The organism is Lentzea miocenica (genome assembly GCF_033949945.1).
GTDB lineage: Bacteria > Actinomycetota > Actinomycetes > Mycobacteriales > Pseudonocardiaceae > Lentzea > Lentzea miocenica.
The window spans coordinates 59,102-76,597 of sequence record NZ_JAXAVW010000039.1 but is presented as its reverse complement, the minus strand read 5'-3'; the positions used below and the strand labels follow the sequence as shown (position 1 = coordinate 76,597).

Sequence of the window (17,496 nt, the reverse complement as noted above, 5' to 3'; positions counted from 1 at the left end):
TATGGGACTCGATGATCTGAAGAACAAGGCCAAGGACATGATCGGCCAGCACGGCGACAAGGTCGATGAGGGTGTGGAGCGCGCAGGGCAGTTCGCCGACGACAAGACCGGCGGGAAGCACAGCGAGCACATCGACAAGGGCGAGGACAAGCTCAAGGAAGGCCTCCGGAATTTCGGCGATCAGCAGCAGTGACCGCACGGAACCGGTACCGGCGAAAGTGATGCCTCCTCACCGTTGACAGGCCTGCCACCATCGTTCGTGGGAGCGCTCTCACGCGCTCGTTCGGAGGGTTGGCAATGAGGCTCACTCGACAACGAACATCCATCGCCCTGGCAGCGGCCAGCGTGCTCACCCTGAGCACGCTGGTCGCTGTCGCTCACGACACCAAAGCCGCGCTTCCACCTCCCCCTGCCGGGTGGACGCAGGTGTTCGGCGACGACTTCACCGGACCGGCGAACTCGTTGCCCAACGGGGGAAACTGGCGGTTCTCGCTCGGTCACGGCTATCCGGGCGGTCCAGGGAACTGGGGCACCGGCGAGATCGCCGCGCACACCAGCAATCCCGCGAACGTGTCGCTCGACGGCGGCGGGAACCTGCGCATCACGCCGCGTCGTGACGGCGCGGGAAACTGGACGTCCGCGCGCATCGAGACGAACGCGCAGAACTTCAAGGCGCCCAACGGTGGCGTGCTGCGGATGGAAGCGCGGATCCAGATGCCGAACGTCTCTGGCGCCGCCGCGCTGGGGTACTGGCCCGCGTTCTGGGCGCTGGGTTCGCCGTATCGCGGGAACTGGTGGAACTGGCCCGGTGTCGGCGAGTTCGACATCATGGAGAACGTCAACGGCGTCAACCGCGTGTGGGGCGTGCTGCACTGCGGCGTCTCGCCCGGCGGGCCGTGCAACGAGAAGAACGGCATCGCGAACAGCCGGCCGTGCCCCGGCGCCTCGTGCCAGGGCGGCTTCCACGCCTACCGGTTCGAGTGGGACGCCTCGACGTCGCCGCAGCAGCTGCGGTGGTACGTGGACGGCGAGTTGTTCCACCAGGTCAACCAGAACCAGCTGCCCGCGGACACCTGGAACCAGATGACCGGGCACGCCGGGTACTTCATCATCCTGAACGTCGCGATCGGCGGCGAGTTCCCCGACAACTACTCCGGCACGCGCACGCCGGGTCCGGGGATCGTGCCAGGTATTCCGATGGTCGTGGACCACGTGGGCGTGTGGACACGGGGATCCGGCGGCGGACCCACGACCACGACCACGCCCCCTCCGACGTGCGGGCCGGTGTTGTCGCAGAACCGGCCGACGTCGGCGTCCAGTGTGGAGAGCGGAAACCAGGCGGCGGCGTTCGCGGTGGACGGTTCGACCTCGACGCGATGGTCGTCCGCGCACAGCGAACCGCATTGGTGGCAGGTCGATCTCGGGTCGTCACGAGCTCTGTCGCGGGTGCGGATCAACTGGGAGGCCGCGTACGGCCGGGCGTACTCGATTCAGCTGTCCGACAACGGCAGTTCGTGGCGGAACGCCTACACGACAGCCACCGGCGCAGGCGGCGTGGAGGACATCGGAGTCTCCGGTAACGCGCGATATGTGAGGTTCAACGGCATGAATCGAGGAACTGTCTACGGGTTCTCGTTCTGGGAGTTCGAGGTCTTCGGGGCGTGTGGATCACAGCCGACCACCACAACGACGCAACCTCCCGACGGCGGGGCATACCCAGCGTGGGCGTCTGGGACTGCTTATGCGGCTGGTTCGCGTGTGAGTTACGCCGGATTGGACTATCAGTGCCTGCAGGGGCACACATCGATCACGACGTGGGAACCGCCGAACGCGGCATCCCTCTGGCAACGCCTCTGACTCACTTCCGCGATCCCGGCGGCCCGGTTACCGTCGTTCGCCGGGATCGCGGAGGTGAAGGTGGATCCGAGCGGGGTGACAAGGGCGGCACGGCTGACCGCGTTGGCCGCGTTGTGCCTGGTCACCGTCGTTTTGCTGCTTCCGGCGGCCATCAGTGTGAGCACCGGCGGGGCCACGCCGGAGTTCCTCGGCCAGTTCGGGCGGTGGCTGTGGCCGCTGGTCGGCGCGATGGTGCTGGTCGCCATCGGTCTCGCGCTCTGGGAACGCGGACGGGGTCATGAGACGAGCAGCCGCACCGCCGCGCTGGGACGCGTCGAGACGCGGGTGAAGGCGTTGCTCGCCTCCTCGCTGGCCGCGCAGACGCAGATCAAGCTGGGCGTGCTGCGGCAGCCGAAGCTGTCCGTGCGGGCAGTGGGCGAGGAGGTCTCCTCTTCGGACCTGGAAGCCGTTTACGACCGCCTCGGTCACACCATGGTTCTGGTCGGCCCGGTCGGCAGCGGGCGTTCGACGTTGTTGCGCGAACTTTGCCTGGTGCTGGTCGAACGCGCGCGAAACGACCCTGAGGCACCGATTCCGGTTGTCGTGGACTTGGCTACGTGGCGCGCGTACGGCACGCGCAAGCCGACCGAGTTCACCGCGTGGCTGTTGCGCGAGATGAACCGCCGGTACGGCATCAGCCGCTCGGCCGGCACGATCTGGCTGCGCCGTCAGCGGGTGGCCGTGCTCATCGACGGCCTGGACGAGGTGCCGCTCATCGACCGCGCGCACTGCGAGTCCGAACTCGCGCCGTTCGCCTCGGTCGTGTGCTCGACGGAACCCATCGAGAACCTGCCGGCGGTGCTCGTCGAACCGTTGTCACGCGGTCAGGTGCTCGAGTACATCGCGTCGGTCAGCCCTCGGCTGGACGGCCTGGAATCGGCGCTGACGCCGGAGATCTGGCAGCGGCTCGACTCACCACTGGCGCTGAACCTGTTGGCGCTGACCCACTTGGACAAGCAGGTCGACACGATCGGCGACGACTTCGTGGGTTCCTTCGTCGTGGAGCGGCTTTCCGGCCAACGCGCTGCGGGCCCCACAATCCGCGCGTTGAAGTTCCTCGCACGGTTGGGCAGACCAGACCTCGGTGCGCCCGTGCACATGCCTCACCGCCGTGCATGGCTTCCGCTGCTGCCGACGCGTCCGTTGTGGTTGCTGTTCATACGCGCGGTACCTGCCGCATATGCCGGTGGTGTGTGTGCCGTGACGTTCATGACGGGTGTGCAACTCGGATTGTGGCCCGCTTTGGTTTTCGTGATCGCGGCTTCTTCGATGTTCGTGCTGGTGAACAAACTGCCGTATGTCTTCCACCCGCCCGGACGCGCGCACGGCATTCTGACTGCCGCACTTGGCTTTCTGGCAGGCGCGTTGGCTGGATTGTTGATCGGGCTCGCCGGGTTGTGGCTTGGCGGCATTGGCACGCCGTGGCCGTACATCGTGGCGTATGTGTTCGTGGTGGTGGCGTCATTCTTCTTGGCGTTGGGTTTCGTGCCGGGCAAAGCGCCGGCGCCGTGGTCCGTGCTGATCGCCGCCGCGCCGGGAGTCTCGATGATCTGGACGAGCCCCTACGTGGTGTTGGCAGGGATGGGGGTCGGTTTCTCCGCAGGCGTGGCAGGCGGTGTGTTCGCGGCAGCCGTGGGACGCGTGTGGCGCACGGTGCGCACGGTGCAGCAGCAACGGATGCGCGTCGGGCGCCCTTGGTGGGTTCAGCCCGCCGTTCCGGTGCTCGGCGCGGTCGGTCTGCTGGGTGGGCTCGGGACGTTGGGGTCGTGGGGAACCGCGCTGGGCGTCGCGCTGGGGTTGCTGGTGACGCCGACCGCCGCCCGCGACTACGTCTGGCCGTTCGACGCGCTCGCCGAAGTCGCCGCCGAAGGTGTCACGCGACCCCTGTCGCTCGGCGAGTTGTCGTTCCGCCGCAAGGCTTTGCTGCACGTCGCCCAGGACCGCCTGCTGCTCACCCGAGACGACGGCGAGTACCGGTTCGTGCACGTTGCCCTGCGCGACCATCTGGCGTCGTGTGACCCAACAGCGCTGGTCCGGGCCACGCGTCGTTGAACCTTCCCGATCTGCGGGCCGTACGGCTTGGCAGAAAGGTCGGGTGTTGCACATGCGCTGGTCGAAGGGCTGGATCGCGGGCGCCGGGGTGTTCTCGGTCGCCGCCGCCATCGGGGGTACGGCCTTCGCCCTGGCTGGTTCCGCCACTCCCTCGTCACAGGCGGGGGTGGCGGGCAAGGAGGTCTGCGCGGGGCAGCAGGTGCGTTCGGTGGAGTCCGGCGGGCCCGCCGGCGCGCTGTCGGACCAGTTCCCCGTCGGGACGGCTTTGCGGGTCACCAATCTCGCCAACGGGCGGGCAATCACCGTTTCGGTCACCGGGGTGTCGACCGGGTGCGCTTTGCTGAACACAGCGGCTTTCGATTCGCTGCGTTCGACAAATTCGGGGCAGGGCGGTGCGGAAAGCGTTCTCCGGCGGGTCCGGGTGGAGATCGTGGGGAATGCACCGGCACCGATGCCGTCGCCCACCCGGTCTTCCACAGCGCGGATTCGTGCCTCCGGGGTTGTCGGTCAGGTCGTGTGCGACGGCGCGACCATCGGGTTGTCACCAGTCGGCGGGACGGCCGGAGCATTCTCGTCGCAGTTGCCGGTCGGAACATCGGTCCGGGTGACCAATCTCGACAACGGGCGGCAGACCACCGTGCGGATCATCGGGGTCGGGACGGGTTGCGTGGTGTTGAACAGCGCGGCGTTCGATCTGGTCGGCGAGTCGGGGAAGAGCGTGATCAAGCGCGCACAGATCGAGAAGGTGACCTGAGGAACGTATGCTCCCCTCTCGACCTGGGGGTAAGAGCGTGTTCCGACGTTTTCTGATCTTGGCTGTCCTGTTGGCTGGATGCGGCGCGCAGGAGGCTGCCGCGCCGCCGTCGTCCCCATCGCCGACCTCGTCGTCCGTGTCCGTGCCGGACCAGTGGAACCAACTGGCTGCCCGGGCCGAGAAGACTTATGTGCCCAAGGACGCGTTCCTGCCGGACGCGCCGTGGAACAGGGACCATCCGGCCACACCCGGTGGATACGAGGACACGACCCAAGAGGTGTCCACGGTGTGCGGCGGCCTCAAGATCAGCTCCGGGTTCAAGGTGTCGCGGAACAGGCTGTGGCGCGGCGAGCACACAGTCGTGTGGCAGGACGTGCACGCGTTGTCGGCGGACAAGGCTGCCATGGTGGTCGAGCAGATCCAGGCGAAGGCGCGGAGTTGCGCCACTTACGCCCGCACGGCAGGCAAGCCCGAGCGAGCGGTGACGCCTGACGTCGCCGTGACACCGCCGACCGGCTTCGACGGGTTCTACGCCTTCTGCGAGACCGCCACGGACATCAAGCCGGGACAGCTCAACTGCCAGGCGCTCCTGGCTCGTGGTGACCTGCTCGTCGGCTTCGGCAGCAACGTCGTGTCGGACGATCCGGCCCATGCCCAGGCCACGGCATTGAGGCAGTTGCACCGAATGATGCCGGTGGTGGCCCAGGCTCTCGCGGCGGTCTGAGCCGCTACCAGTCCATCGGCTCGTCGGGTTCCTCCGGTTCCGGCCACTCGTCCGCCGCCGAGCCGCCCGAACCCCACGCCGCGCCACCCGTGCTCGTCGTCCTGGGCTTCGGTTTGGGGGCGGGCGGGGCAGCCGGTGCGGGGCCACCGCCGGCCACCACCTCCAGGATCTGCTCGCCGTACTTCGTGAGCTTCGCCTGACCCACACCGCTCACGTTGCCCAGCTCGGCCAGCGTTGCGGGACGTGAGGCGGCGATGGACTTCAGGGTGGCGTCGTGGAAGATCACGTAGGCGGGCATGCCCTGTTCGCGGGCCTGCTGAGCGCGCCACTCGCGCAACGACTCGTACAGCGGGCCCGCGGTCGCCGGAAGCTCCACCTTCGCCTTGGGAGCGCTCGCCGAGGCCGTGCGCGTGGTCGAGCGGACCGGAACCGGGTCCTTGCGCAACAGGACTTCGCGTTTGCGGCCCAGGACGTCGGAACTGGCCTCGGTGAGCACCAGGGTCGAGTACTCGCCCTCCACGGCCAGCAGGCCCTGGGCGAGGAGCTGGCGGACGACACCGCGCCACTCGCTCTCGTTCAGGTCCTCGCCGAGGCCGAACGTGCTGAGGCGGTCGTGGTCGAACTGGATGACCTTGGCGGTCTTGCGGCCCAGCAGGATGTCGATGATCTGGCCCGCGCCGAACTTCTGGCCGCGCTCGTTGCGCAGCCGCCAGACCGTGGAGAGGACCTTCTGGGCGGCGACCGTGCCGTCCCAGGACTCCTGCGGCGTCAGGCAGGTGTCGCAGTTCCCGCAGGGCACGCCGGTCTGCCCGAAGTAGTCGAGGAGCATCGTGCGGCGGCACGTGATGGTCTCGCACAGGGCGAGCATCGCGTCGAGGTGGGCCTGCGAGCGGCGCCGGAAGGCCAGATCACCTTCGGACGACTCGATCATCTTGCGCTGCTGCACCACGTCCTGCAGGCCGTACGCGAGCCAGGCGGTGGACGGCAACCCGTCGCGGCCCGCGCGGCCCGTCTCCTGGTAGTAGCCCTCGACCGACTTCGGGAGGTCGAGGTGGGCCACGAAGCGGACGTCCGGCTTGTCGATGCCCATGCCGAACGCGATGGTGGCGACCATGACCAGACCGTCCTCGCGCAGGAACCGCGCCTGGTTGCGCTGACGGACCGACCCGTCGAGCCCCGCGTGGTACGGGAGGGCCTTGATGCCGTTGGCCACCAGGAACTCCGCGGTCTTCTCGACCGACGCGCGGGAGAGGCAGTAGACGATGCCCGCCTCGCCGTCGTGCTCGCCGCGCAGCAGGTCGAGGAGCTGCTTCTTGGGTTCCTTCTTCGCGACGATGCGGTACTGGATGTTCGGGCGGTCGAAGCTCGACACGAACTGGCGGCCGTCGCCCAGTTCGAGACGCGTCAGGATCTCCTTGCGCGTCGCGTCCGTCGCGGTGGCCGTCAACGCGATGCGCGGCACCTTCGGCCAGCGTTCGTGCAGGTGCGCCAGCATGAGGTAGTCGGGCCGGAAGTCGTGGCCCCACTGGGAGACGCAGTGCGCCTCGTCGATCGCGAACAGGGCGATCTCACCCTGGTCGAGCAGGCGCAGGGTCGCGTCCGACGTCAGGCGTTCCGGCGCCAGGTAGAGCAGGTCGAGCTCGCCGTTGACGAACTCGGCCTCGACCATCTTGCGTTCGTCCCACGACAGCGACGAGTTCAGGAAGCCCGCGCGCACGCCGAGCGCACGCAGTGCGTCCACCTGGTCCTGCATGAGCGCGATGAGCGGGGAGATCACCACGCCCGTGCCCTTCCGGACCAGGGCGGGCACCTGGTAGCACAGCGACTTGCCGCCACCGGTCGGCATCAGCACGAGCGCGTCGCCACCCGCGATCACGTGCTCGACGATGTCGGCCTGGTCGCCGCGGAACTCGGGATACCCGAAGACGCGCCGCAGAACCTGCAGCGCGTCTTCGAGAACGACACCGTCGATTGAACCCATGCCGCCGATGCTAGCGAGCGGCACCGACAGTCCGGTCGAGAAGGCCGCGTCTGGCGGGCCTCGTTCGCGACAGCCGCGCCCGAGGGGGTCCCCGACGGCACCGCCGCGACCACCGAACACGCCCGGTATGAGGAGGTCGCGGCGGCACCGTCAGGAACCCGCTCGGACACGACTCTCATCGAACGGACCCACCAGACCCGGCCTAGCCCAAATCGCTCTTCGTACCAGCGGAAACGCTGTTGGCGACCAGCGGGACCGCCGACGCCGACGGCACCGAGCCCCGCAGCGGGACGCGCACCGACGTGTCCGCCAGGTCGAAGGTCAGCCTGGGCGGCTGACTCGGGCGCGAGGTCGCACTCGAGTCGGTACCGGCGATCAGCAGGCCCAGCCGGTGCCCCGCCGGGATGACGTGGTCCGTTGTGGACAGTCGGAACATCATGCGGTACTTGGTTCCCGGCGTGATCGTGCGCGGCGCCGACAGCGACGCGTAGTTCGCGAGGTCTGCCCACCCGCGCGCGATGATCTGCGCGTCGACGTTGCCCGCCGTTGCCTCCGTGTTGCGGTAACAGGCGTCATCGCCTGTGCGGCTCTCGCCCCAGCACGACTCCGTGGTCAGGGTCCGGATGCCTTCGCCGGTCCGCACCCGTGCCGGGCCGTAGTCGACGAGGTACGCCGTGAGGTGCGCGGTCGGCGTCGACGACGAGACGCCCACCGTGATCGACGAGGTGCCCGCGACGCGCAGGTCTGATGCCAGCGGTGCGGTCGAGTAGATCGCCCGGCCCGTGTTCGAACCGGAGAGCCAGTTCGTCGGCGTGCCACTGCCGTTGTCGGTGAACGCCGCCGTGCCTGTGCCCGCTGCCGTGCCGAGGCCCGAAGAAGATGGACGCAACACGGTGCTGACGGTGCCCGCAGGAGGCCACGTCTGGTCGTCCGCCCACTGGTCCGGCGCACGTTCCGAGGACACCTGCGGTTCGTTCTCGATGCCGTTGGGCACGTTCAGCAGCCAGCGGTCGAACCACCGGTGCAGCGTCGAGACCCACTCACCGCGCCGGAAGTCGAACGGGTCGACGTGCGCGGTCTGCGAGAACCACAGCTTCTTCGGCACCGACGCCGGCACCGCGTCCCAGAACTGGCCGTACTGCAGCGTCTTCACGTTCAGGTCGTTCAGTCCGTGAATCGCGAAGATGGACGCCTTCACGCGCGAGGCGTTGCGCACGAAGTCACGTGTCTGCCACATCGCCGTGTAGTCGCCGTTGGAAGGTGCACCGTTCGTCATCTGCGTGCGCACTGCACCACACCGCGAGCGCGCGTTGGTGTTCTCGAAGTTCGAACCCAGGCTGGTCGGCGTGCCGTAGCCGGTGAACGAGACGCCGTCCGAGCGGAACCAGTCGTACCAGGAGCTGATGGCCGCGATCGGCACGATGGTCTTCAGCCCGTCGATCCCGGTCGACGCGACGCCGTTCGCGATCGAGCCGTCCCACGACTTGCCGATCATGCCGACGGCGCCGGTCGACCACGAGGCCGTCTTGGTCGCCGTGCCGGTCAGGGAGCTGTAGCCGGTGCGCCGGCCGTTCAGCCAGTCGATGACGGCGGTGCCGGACGTGATCTCCGACTGACCGCCGACGTCGACGCAGCCGCGCGACCGGTTCGTGCCGAGGAAGTCGACCAGCACGACGGCGTAGCCGCGCGGCACGAAGTAGTTGTCGTAGAAGAGCGGGAACTTCACCGGCACGCCGGCGGAGTCGTAGGTCTTGACCTCGCTCTCGTTGCCGCGGCCCGCACTCTGGTAGTACGGGCTGGCGTCCATGATCACGGGCACGCGCCCGGTCGTGGACGGCCTGATGATGTCGGCGGTGACCCGGTCGCGGGCACCGTCGCCGTCGAGATCGAGACCCGAGTCGACGTAGACGGTCTCCCGGACCGCGTCGGCCATCGAGTGGATCGGTGCGGACACGCCGCCGGACAGGGTGAATGCCGGTGTCGCCGCTGTGGCAGGGAGTGGCAGCAGGGTCAGGGCCCCCGCCAGCGCCACTACAACACGAACACGCTTCATGAAGATTCACGCTATGGAGTGACGAGATCACTCGTCAGAGCCGAAAGGCTTGATCCTCAGCGGTTGCGCCCGCTACGCCCGGTGCCGAATATTCGACCTTCGTGAGCTTCACCTTCGAACCCGCGCGCACCCGCGTCGTCTTCGGCCGCGGCACCGCTGCCACCGTGCGCGCCGAGGCCGAACGGCTGGGCGCGGCACGGGTCCTGCTGATCGCCCGGCACGGCGGGGACAGGGTGGCCGCCGAACTCGGTCCGTTGCTCACGGCGCGGTTCACCGGCGCGGCGATGCACACGCCGGTCGAGGTCACGGAGCGCGCGCTCGCGTTGTTGCGGGAACACAGCGCGGACTGCGTGGTGTCGGTGGGCGGTGGATCGAGCACGGGGCTGTCCAAGGCCCTCTCCGTGCGCGCCGGCGTGCCTCAGATCATCATTCCGACGACCTATGCGGGCTCCGAGGTCACTCCAGTGCTCGGGGAGACAGCTTCGGGACTGAAGAAGACACGGCGTGACGCGGCGATCCAGCCGGACACGGTGATCTACGACGTCGACCTCACGCTGGACCTGCCGATCGACGTGACGGTGACCAGCGCGCTGAACGCCCTCGCGCACGCCGTCGGCGCGCGAGGCAACGAGAACCCGTTGATCGACGCCATCGCGACCAGGGCGATTGATGGCATTTTGTCCGCTTTGGGCGGAAACCCGTCCACAGTGGAAGCGCGGACCGCCCTGCTGTCCTCGGCGTGGCTCGCCGGGACCTGCCTCGCGTCCGTCCCCATGGGACTGCACCACAAGCTCGCGCACGTCTTGGGCGGTTCGTTCGGACTGCCGCATGCCGCCACACACACGGCGCTCCTCTCCCACACGGCGCCCGTCGACCTGGTCGAACAGGTCCACGACACGGCCGCACGCTTCGGTGCGGCCACCTCGTTGCGGCAACTGGGGATGGCGGAGTCCGATTTGTCCCGTGCTGCGGAGATCGCCGAGCATCCTGACGCGTTGCGGGTGCTCACGAGCGCGTGGCGGGACGCGTCATCCGGCTGACGGGTTGTCATTCTTAAGGCTGATGTTCACAGCTCTGAACCAAGACGAACCTCCGATGTGGATACCTGAAGAGCTGCTGAAGAATGAGAGGCATGCTCAGCCCGTTGGATCTGTCCTTGGTAAACGGACCGATCCCGACGGCCGCCACGGTCGCGGCCGCACTCGCCCTCACGTACCTCGCCATCCGGAGGAACCGGACCTGGTGGGTCCGCGTGCTGCCGATCGTCGTGCTGGCGTGCGCACTGTTCGTGACCGGACTGACGATCATGGTCAACGAGGTGTGGAAGCCCTGGCCCGAGCCGCTACCGGTCGTTCTGATGGTGTGGCTGGGCGCGGCTCTGGTCGCGCTGACCCTGGCGGCCGTGCGGCTGCGTTCGGGCAAGTGGATCGGCCGGGTGTTCGGCGTGCTCCTGGCGCTGGGGGTGGTGACCTCCGCGATCACCGCGACGAACGCGCACTTCGGCCTCTACCCCACCGCACGCGCGGTGCTCGACGTCTTCAGGAACGACCGGGTCAACCTCGACGAGGTGGCCAAGCCGTCGTCCGACGTGGTCGAGGTGCCGGCCGGCCAGAAGCTGGTCGACGTGTGGCGCAAGCCGGCGGACCTGCCGGACAGGGGCACGGTCTCGGAGGCGGAGATCCCCGGTGCGATGACGGCGCGGCCGGCGTGGATCTACCTGCCGCCCGCCTACGCCGCGAAGCCCCGTCCGAAGCTCCCCGTCATCGTGCTGATGGCGGGGCAGCCCAGCCTGCCGCGCGACTGGTTCGACGGCGGCCGGCTGACCGAGAACATGGACGCGTTCGCGCGCGAGCACAACGGCCTCGCACCGATCGTCGTGGTGGTCGACCAGCTCGGCTCGATGACCGCGAACCCGCTGTGTCTCGACTCCAAGCTGGGCAAGTCCGAGACCTACCTCGGGCGTGACGTCCCCGCGTGGATCAAGCACCGCCTGACGGTCGACGAACGCCGCGAAGCCTGGACCATCGCGGGCCTCTCCCAAGGCGGCACGTGCGCCCTGCAACTCGCTGTGCGCGCACCAGACGTGTACGGCAACTTCATCGACCTCAGCGGTCAGCGCGAACCCACGCTGGGCACGCGGGCGGACACGGTCAAGGCGGCGTTCGACGGCGACGAGGCGGCGTTCACGCGGGTGAACCCGCTGGACGTCCTGGCCCGCCAGCAGTTCCCCAAGACGGCGGGTGTGATCGTCGCGGGCAAGGACGACGCGATCTACCGCCCGGCCGCGGTCGAGGTGTTCGAGGCCTGTCGCAGGGCCGGAATGGACGTGTTGTGGATGGAACTCCCCGGAGCGCACGACTGGCACGTGTGGCGGCCGGGCTTCTACGGCTCGCTGCCGTGGCTCGCACAGCGGACAGGGCTGGCCAGATGATCGCGAGACTGTTCCGCACCGCTCCTCTGACCTGCGCGTTCCTCATCGCGTTCTGGACCGTCGGGGCGTTGACCGGCGCGATCTGGAGCTCGAACGACGAGCTGCTCGGCCACGTCGGGTTCGGGACCGGCAGTCCGCCGTGGACGGTGTTCAGCTCCGCGCTGTGGTCGATGGACCTGCTGGGGTACGTGGGGACCACCGTGCTGCTGCTCGTCTTCGGACCGCTGGCCGAGCGCTCGTTCGGTGCGCTGCGCACGGCGGCGATCTTCCTGTCCTCGCACGTGATCGGCTCGTTCCTGGGGCTCGGACTGGTGCTGGTCGGGCGGGACGTGCACTGGGGCTGGCTCGAGTCGCTGGTGGGCGAGGTCGCGGCGGGGCCGTCGATCGGCGGGGTCGGCCTGGCGCTCGCGCTGACGTTCCGGATGCCGCCGCTGTGGAGGCGCCGGGTCCGACTGCTGATGATCTTGTCGGTGCTGGTGCTTACGCTGTACTCGGGTTGGCTTGAAGACCTGCTCCGACTGTCCGGTGGCGTGGCCGGGTTGCTGATCGGGGCTGTCATCTCAAAAAACGCTGTCCTGAAGGGCGGGGCGGAGCACAAGCCTCGCTCGTTCCAGGAAACGCGTGTGCTGGTGGCGCTGCTGCTCGCGGCGTCGGCTCTCGGGCCGGTGGTGTCGATGATGTCGCCGTACCCGAACGGCCCGCTGTGGTGGTTCGCGGACGTCGTGGCGGTCGCACAACCGTCGCAGGAGGACGTCGACGCGGTGTGCGGCTCGGACATGATCGAGCTGTGCCGGACGATGGTCGTTCAGCTGTCGTACGGCCGGTTCCCCGCGCTCGTGATGTCGGTGCTGCCGGCGTTGCTGCTGCTCGTGCTGGCGGAAGGGCTGCGGCGCGGCCGGCGGTTCGCGTGGCGGGCGGCGCTGGTGTTCAACGTGGCGTTCGCGGCGTTCATCGGTTCGTACATCGTTTACGTGGCGCGTTTTCCGGATGCCAGTGCACTGGAGCTCGCGGTCTCGTTCGGCGTTCCGATGCTGGCGCCGCTCGCGATCACGGTCGTGCTGTTGTTGACGCGCAAGCACTTCGCTGTGCGTCTGCCTCGGCGTGCCGTGATGAAGTTCTGGCGGTTCACGGCGGGCAGTGTCGCGTTGCTGTCCACGCTGTACGTCTTCGGCGGGTACCTGGTCCGCGACCAGTTCACGCCGGAGCCGGGTTTCGCCGAGCTGCTCGCCGACCTGCCGACGCGGTTCCTGCCGCCGGGCTACCTCGATCTGGTGCCGCTGCAGTTCTCCGCGGAGGGGTTCATCGGCACGCTGCTGCTCGAGTACACGGGCGTGGTGTTCTGGCTGATCGTGCTGGCGGGTCTGCTGATGGCGTCGTGGCGCACGTGGCCGTCGTCGTGCGAGAAGGAGGCGGCGCAGGCCCGTGAGCTCATGCTGCGCTACGGCGGTTCGTCGCTGTCGTACATGACGACGTGGCGCGGCAACCAGTACTGGTTCACGCCGGACGGCGAGACGGCCATCGCCTACCGGGTGGTGGCGACGATCGCGCTGACCGTCGGCGACCCCATCGGTCCCGCGCGGGTGGACGCCGTGCGCGGCTTCGCCGAGTTCTGCGCGCAGAACGGCTGGACGCCGTGCCTCTACAGCGTGGACGGCGAGACCCGGGACGCGGTCGAGAGCATCGGGTGGTCCGCGGTGCAGGTCGCCGAGGACACGGTGATCGAGCTGGACACGCTGAGCTTCACCGGCAAGAAGTGGCAGGACGTGCGCACGGCGCTGAACAAGGCCGGCAAGGCGGGCATCACCGCCGAGTGGTGCACGTACGCCGACGCGCCGTTCGCGATCACCGACCAGATCCGGTCGATCTCGGCGGAGTGGGTGGCGGACAAGGGCCTGCCGGAGATGGGCTTCACGCTGGGCGGCCTGGAGGAGCTGACCGGTGAAGGCGTGCGCTGCCTGCTGGCGGTGGACGCGGACCGCACCGTGCACGGCATCACGAGCTGGCTGCCGGTGTACTCCGACGGCGAGGTCGTCGGGTGGACGCTCGACTTCATGCGTCGCAGGACGCACGGCTTCCGCGGCTCCATGGAGTTCCTGATCGCCTCTGCGGCACAACAACTTCAGGCCGAGGGCGCACGGTTCCTGAGCCTGTCGGGAGCACCACTGGCCCGGCTGGACCGGGGCGAACGCCCTCGGGCGCTGCAGCGGGTCCTGGACTTCACCGGCCAAGTGCTGGAGCCGGTGTACGGGTTCCGTTCGCTGTTCGCGTTCAAGGCGAAGTTCCAGCCCGCGTACAAGCCGATGTTCATGGCGTACCCGGACTCGGCGGCGCTGCCCCGCATCGCGAACGCGGTGAGCCGCGCGTACCTGCCGCACCTCAACGCGCGCCAGGGACTGCGGCTGGCGACCAAGATGATCATCAGGACTCGTGATCGCGCGACCACGCACGGTCGAACTCGCTAGTCCGAAAGGGTGGTGAGGTGATCCTCATCATCACACCGGAGCGTCACTGAGCGAAGATGCGCCGATGACCGTGCGGGGCAATCTGCCTGCCCAGACCACGACGTTCATCGGCCGCCGGGCCGTGCTCGCCGAGACCGAGGCACTCCTCGGCAAGGCCCGGCTGGTCACACTGGTCGGTGCCGGTGGAGTGGGCAAGACACGCATCGCCGTGGAGACCGGGCGTGCGATGACCCGCGCCGGGGCGTTCCAGCACGGGGTCTGGGAGGTGCGGCTCGCGGATCTGAAGGATCCCACGTTGCTCGCGCGTACGGTCGCCGCCGAACTGCGGATCGTCGACAACTCGCCGGACGCCGGGCTCGGCCGGCTGGTGGAGTCGTTGTACGACAAGCATTTGCTGCTCGTGCTGGACAACTGCGAGCACCTGTTGGAGGCGGTGCGGCACCTGGCGCACCACCTGTTGCGGGACTGCGAGGGGCTGACGATCCTCACGACCTCGCGGGAACAGCTCGGCGTCTACGGCGAGCACCTGCTGCGGGTGCCGCCGCTCGCCGTGGACGACGACGCGGTGGAGCTGTTCCTCGAACGGGCGGACGCGGCGGGCGCGATGCTGACCGCGACCGACCTGCCGGAGGTCACGGCGCTCTGCCGGGCGTTGGACGGGCTGCCGCTCGCGATCGAGCTCGCGGCCGCGCGGCTGGCCGAGATGTCGCTGACCGACGTGCTCGACCAGCTCGACCGCCGCTTCGAGCTGCTGATCGGCGACACGCACGGACCGGCCCACCACGCCACGCTGGAGCGGGCGTTCGAGTGGTCGGCGCGGCACTGCACGGACGAGGAACGGCAGCTGTGGGGGACGCTGTCGGTGTTCCCCGCGGACTTCGACCGGGCCGCCGCCGAGGCGGTGGTGGGCGCGGGCGTGCTGGAGCCGTTGTCCGCGTTGGTCCGCAAGTCGATCGTGGTGGCGACGACGAGCCCTGTCACCCGGCGCACGCGCTACCGGCTGCTGTACACAGTGGCGCAGTTCGGCGCGCGTCTGCTCGCGGGTCCCGAAGAACCGTTGCGGCGGCACGTGCTGCACTACAGCGAGTTCGTGGACGAGGCCGCCCGCTCGTGGTTCTCGCCGGACGAGGCGCTGTGGATGGGGCGGCTGCGCGAGGAGTGGCCGAACATCCGCGCCGCGATCGGGTACGCGCTGGAGAGCCCAGACCTGGCCGAGATCGGCACGGTCATGGCGATGAACGTGCAGCGGACCCGGTTCACGTCGTTCGCCGGCATGCTCGGCCAGGCCCGCGACCTGCTCGCGGTGGCGGGCAAGGTGATCTCGGAACCTCCACTGCGGACGTCACTGCTGGCGCACTGCGCCTACCTGGCTCAGCAGCAGGGCGACATGTCGGCGGCGATCCCGTTGATGAACGAGGCCCGCGCGCTGCCCCGGTTGCCGATGTCCGACGTGCACCTGGTGTTCGTCGAGGCCACGCACCTGTTCTACGTGGAGGGCTCGGCGGACTCCGTGCCGTTGTACGCGCACGTGGTCGAGCTGTCCCGCCAGTTCGCATCGCCGGGCGACACCTTCATCACCGACCTGCTGCACACGATGGCGGCGGTCTTCCTGATGGACGCCGAGGCCGCGGACAAGGCCATCAGCGAACTGAACAGGCTGGCCGAAGGCAGCAGCGCGGACTGGTCGCACGCCTGGGTGCTGTGGCTCCGGGGCGTCTACGAGCTGCTGCACGGCGACACGGCGCAGGTGCATCCCCTGGCGGTGGAGGCGTTGCGGATCCAGCTGAGGCTCGGCGACGCGTGGGGTCCCGCGTACAGCCTGTGGTTGCTCGCCTGCACGTGTGCCGACTTGGGTGCATTCGACCGTGCGGCGCGTCTGCTCGGTGTGCTGCGGTCGCAGGAGAGGATCTCGCGGATCTCGTTCGGCAGCATGAGCCCGTTCCACAAGCTGCTGGACCGCGCCGACCGAACCGTCCGCCGCGCGCTCGGCGACGACTACCTGGTGATCACGACACTGGGTGCCGACCTGCGCCAGGAACAGGCGATGGAGTTCGCGCTCGAACCGGTGCCGGACTCCGAGCGGCGGCCGGTCAAGCCCACGCTGCCGGGTGGGCTGACCAGGCAGGAGTTCACGATCGCCGGGCTGGTCGCGGACGGGCTCACGTCGAAGCAGATCGGGGCCCGGCTGTTCATCTCGCCGCGGACGGCGGATCGGCACGTGGTCAACATCCGCGCGAAGCTGGGGCTGCCGAACAGGGTGGCGCTCGCGGCCTGGCACCGCACCGCCACCGGCGAACGCTGACGGCGGTTCAACGCCGGTACTGCACGGGCACCCGGTGTGCTGAGCCAACGCCCCGCGATCAATTCCCCCCGGATGATCACGGTCATCACCGTGGCCGACTCAACCCACCGGGGGTGCCCGTCCGACGCTGAGCTCGACGCCGGACCATCAATCTCACCCACGCCCTGATGCGGACGCATCGGCAAAATTGCGCATTCTGATCGGGGTAGCCGATGTTCACCCGACCGGACTACTAGCGCCCTTCGAACGCCAGCTTCAGTCCCAGCGCGACGAACAGGGATGCGGTCAGGCGGTCCAGCAAAGTCCTTTGGCGCAAAAGGAAAGCACGGACCCGACCGGCCACCGTGATCAGGATCGGGAACCACAGCAGGCCGATGCCGAGGTGGATGGCCACCAACACGCCGCCCCACGCGGGCTGTCCGACGGGCAGGAACTGCGGAAGCAGCGAGATGTAGAAGATGCCCGGCTTCGGGTTGAGCAGGTTGGTGAGCAGTCCGACGCGGACAGCCGCGCGCACCGACGGCACAGGTGCGGGTTCGTCGATCTCGGCCGGACGCCGGGAGTTCCAGAGCGCCTTGGCACCCAAGTAGATCAGGTAGGCGGCACCGAGCCAGCGCACGATGTCGTAGGCCAGTTCGGACGCCTGCAGCAACGCCGTCAGACCTGCCAGTCCTGCGGCCGCCCACACCAGGCACCCCAGCGTGCTGCCCACCACCACACCCATCGCCGCGCGCCGGCCGACCAGCAGCGCGGTCCTGAGCACCAGCAGGGTTTCCAGGCCCGGCGTGATCACGGTCAGCAGCGCGATGAACGTGAAGCCCAGGAGCGCGGTGGTCGACAT

The 17,496-nt window shown here is 68.6% G+C and carries 12 protein-coding genes; 9 read left to right on the top strand and 3 right to left on the bottom strand.

Going from position 1 to position 17,496, the window contains the following annotated elements; genetic code table 11:
* The first annotated feature begins 1 nt into the window (after nt 1).
* From SK803_RS37390 to SK803_RS37370, 5 genes are all read left to right on the top strand, one after another.
* Nucleotides 2–193: an antitoxin gene (locus SK803_RS37390; protein WP_319970924.1), complete on the top strand. Its 192-nt coding sequence runs from the start codon at nt 2–4 to the stop codon at nt 191–193.
* Nucleotides 194–297: 104 nt separating this feature from the next.
* Nucleotides 298–1,857: a galactose-binding domain-containing protein gene (locus SK803_RS37385; RefSeq protein WP_319970923.1), complete on the top strand. Its 1,560-nt coding sequence runs from the start codon at nt 298–300 to the stop codon at nt 1,855–1,857.
* A 54-nt stretch (nt 1,858–1,911) separates the two neighbouring features.
* On the top strand, nt 1,912–3,948 hold the full coding sequence (locus SK803_RS37380) for a hypothetical protein (RefSeq protein ID WP_319970922.1): 2,037 nt from the start codon (nt 1,912–1,914) through the stop codon (nt 3,946–3,948).
* A gap of 88 nt (nt 3,949–4,036) precedes the next feature.
* A complete protein-coding gene (locus tag SK803_RS37375) occupies nt 4,037–4,702 on the top strand; it encodes an RlpA-like double-psi beta-barrel domain-containing protein (protein ID WP_319970921.1) in 666 nt (221 codons plus the stop codon).
* Nucleotides 4,703–4,760: 58 nt separating this feature from the next.
* Nucleotides 4,761–5,426: a hypothetical protein gene (locus SK803_RS37370; protein WP_319970920.1), complete on the top strand. Its 666-nt coding sequence runs from the start codon at nt 4,761–4,763 to the stop codon at nt 5,424–5,426.
* Nucleotides 5,427–5,430: 4 nt separating this feature from the next.
* Here SK803_RS37370 and recQ read toward each other — a convergent pair whose 3' ends face one another.
* Nucleotides 5,431–7,407: a DNA helicase RecQ gene (gene recQ / locus SK803_RS37365; protein WP_319970919.1), complete on the bottom strand. Its 1,977-nt coding sequence runs from the start codon at nt 7,405–7,407 to the stop codon at nt 5,431–5,433.
* 202 nt (nt 7,408–7,609) lie between these two features.
* Nucleotides 7,610–9,460 (bottom strand): Xaa-Pro dipeptidyl-peptidase, encoded by a 1,851-nt coding sequence (locus SK803_RS37360; RefSeq protein ID WP_319970918.1) that lies wholly within the window; start codon nt 9,458–9,460, stop codon nt 7,610–7,612.
* A 101-nt stretch (nt 9,461–9,561) separates the two neighbouring features.
* Between SK803_RS37360 and SK803_RS37355 the strand changes: the two genes are divergently transcribed.
* The 4 genes from SK803_RS37355 to SK803_RS37340 all read left to right on the top strand — a co-directional run bounded on the left by SK803_RS37355 (nt 9,562) and on the right by SK803_RS37340 (nt 16,655).
* Nucleotides 9,562–10,500: an iron-containing alcohol dehydrogenase gene (locus SK803_RS37355; RefSeq protein ID WP_319970917.1), complete on the top strand. Its 939-nt coding sequence runs from the start codon at nt 9,562–9,564 to the stop codon at nt 10,498–10,500.
* A 92-nt stretch (nt 10,501–10,592) separates the two neighbouring features.
* Nucleotides 10,593–11,891: an alpha/beta hydrolase gene (locus SK803_RS37350; protein ID WP_319970916.1), complete on the top strand. Its 1,299-nt coding sequence runs from the start codon at nt 10,593–10,595 to the stop codon at nt 11,889–11,891.
* Nucleotides 11,888–14,353 carry a rhomboid family intramembrane serine protease gene (locus tag SK803_RS37345; protein WP_319970915.1) on the top strand — a complete coding sequence of 822 codons (2,466 nt, stop codon included), beginning with the start codon at nt 11,888–11,890 and terminating at the stop codon, nt 14,351–14,353. The genes SK803_RS37350 and SK803_RS37345 overlap by 4 nt, the downstream gene beginning before the upstream one ends.
* 64 nt (nt 14,354–14,417) lie before the next feature.
* Nucleotides 14,418–16,655 (top strand): ATP-binding protein, encoded by a 2,238-nt coding sequence (locus tag SK803_RS37340; protein WP_319970914.1) that lies wholly within the window; start codon nt 14,418–14,420, stop codon nt 16,653–16,655.
* 232 nt (nt 16,656–16,887) lie between these two features.
* Here SK803_RS37340 and SK803_RS37335 read toward each other — a convergent pair whose 3' ends face one another.
* Complete coding sequence (locus SK803_RS37335) at nt 16,888–17,496, bottom strand: LysE family translocator (protein WP_319970913.1); 609 nt, start codon at nt 17,494–17,496, stop codon at nt 16,888–16,890.

What these genes read in the sequence shown, in the direction of transcription:
- SK803_RS37390 (WP_319970924.1), top strand. Translation starts at nt 2, where the DNA reads ATGGGACTCGATGATCTGAAGAACAAGGCCAAGGACATGATCGGCCAG.
- SK803_RS37385 (WP_319970923.1), top strand. Translation starts at nt 298, where the DNA reads ATGAGGCTCACTCGACAACGAACATCCATCGCCCTGGCAGCGGCCAGC.
- recQ (WP_319970919.1), bottom strand. Translation starts at nt 7,407, where the DNA reads ATGGGTTCAATCGACGGTGTCGTTCTCGAAGACGCGCTGCAGGTTCTG.
- SK803_RS37360 (WP_319970918.1), bottom strand. Translation starts at nt 9,460, where the DNA reads ATGAAGCGTGTTCGTGTTGTAGTGGCGCTGGCGGGGGCCCTGACCCTG.
- SK803_RS37350 (WP_319970916.1), top strand. Translation starts at nt 10,593, where the DNA reads ATGCTCAGCCCGTTGGATCTGTCCTTGGTAAACGGACCGATCCCGACG.
- SK803_RS37345 (WP_319970915.1), top strand. Translation starts at nt 11,888, where the DNA reads ATGATCGCGAGACTGTTCCGCACCGCTCCTCTGACCTGCGCGTTCCTC.
- SK803_RS37340 (WP_319970914.1), top strand. Translation starts at nt 14,418, where the DNA reads ATGACCGTGCGGGGCAATCTGCCTGCCCAGACCACGACGTTCATCGGC.
- SK803_RS37335 (WP_319970913.1), bottom strand. Translation starts at nt 17,496, where the DNA reads ATGTCGACCACCGCGCTCCTGGGCTTCACGTTCATCGCGCTGCTGACC.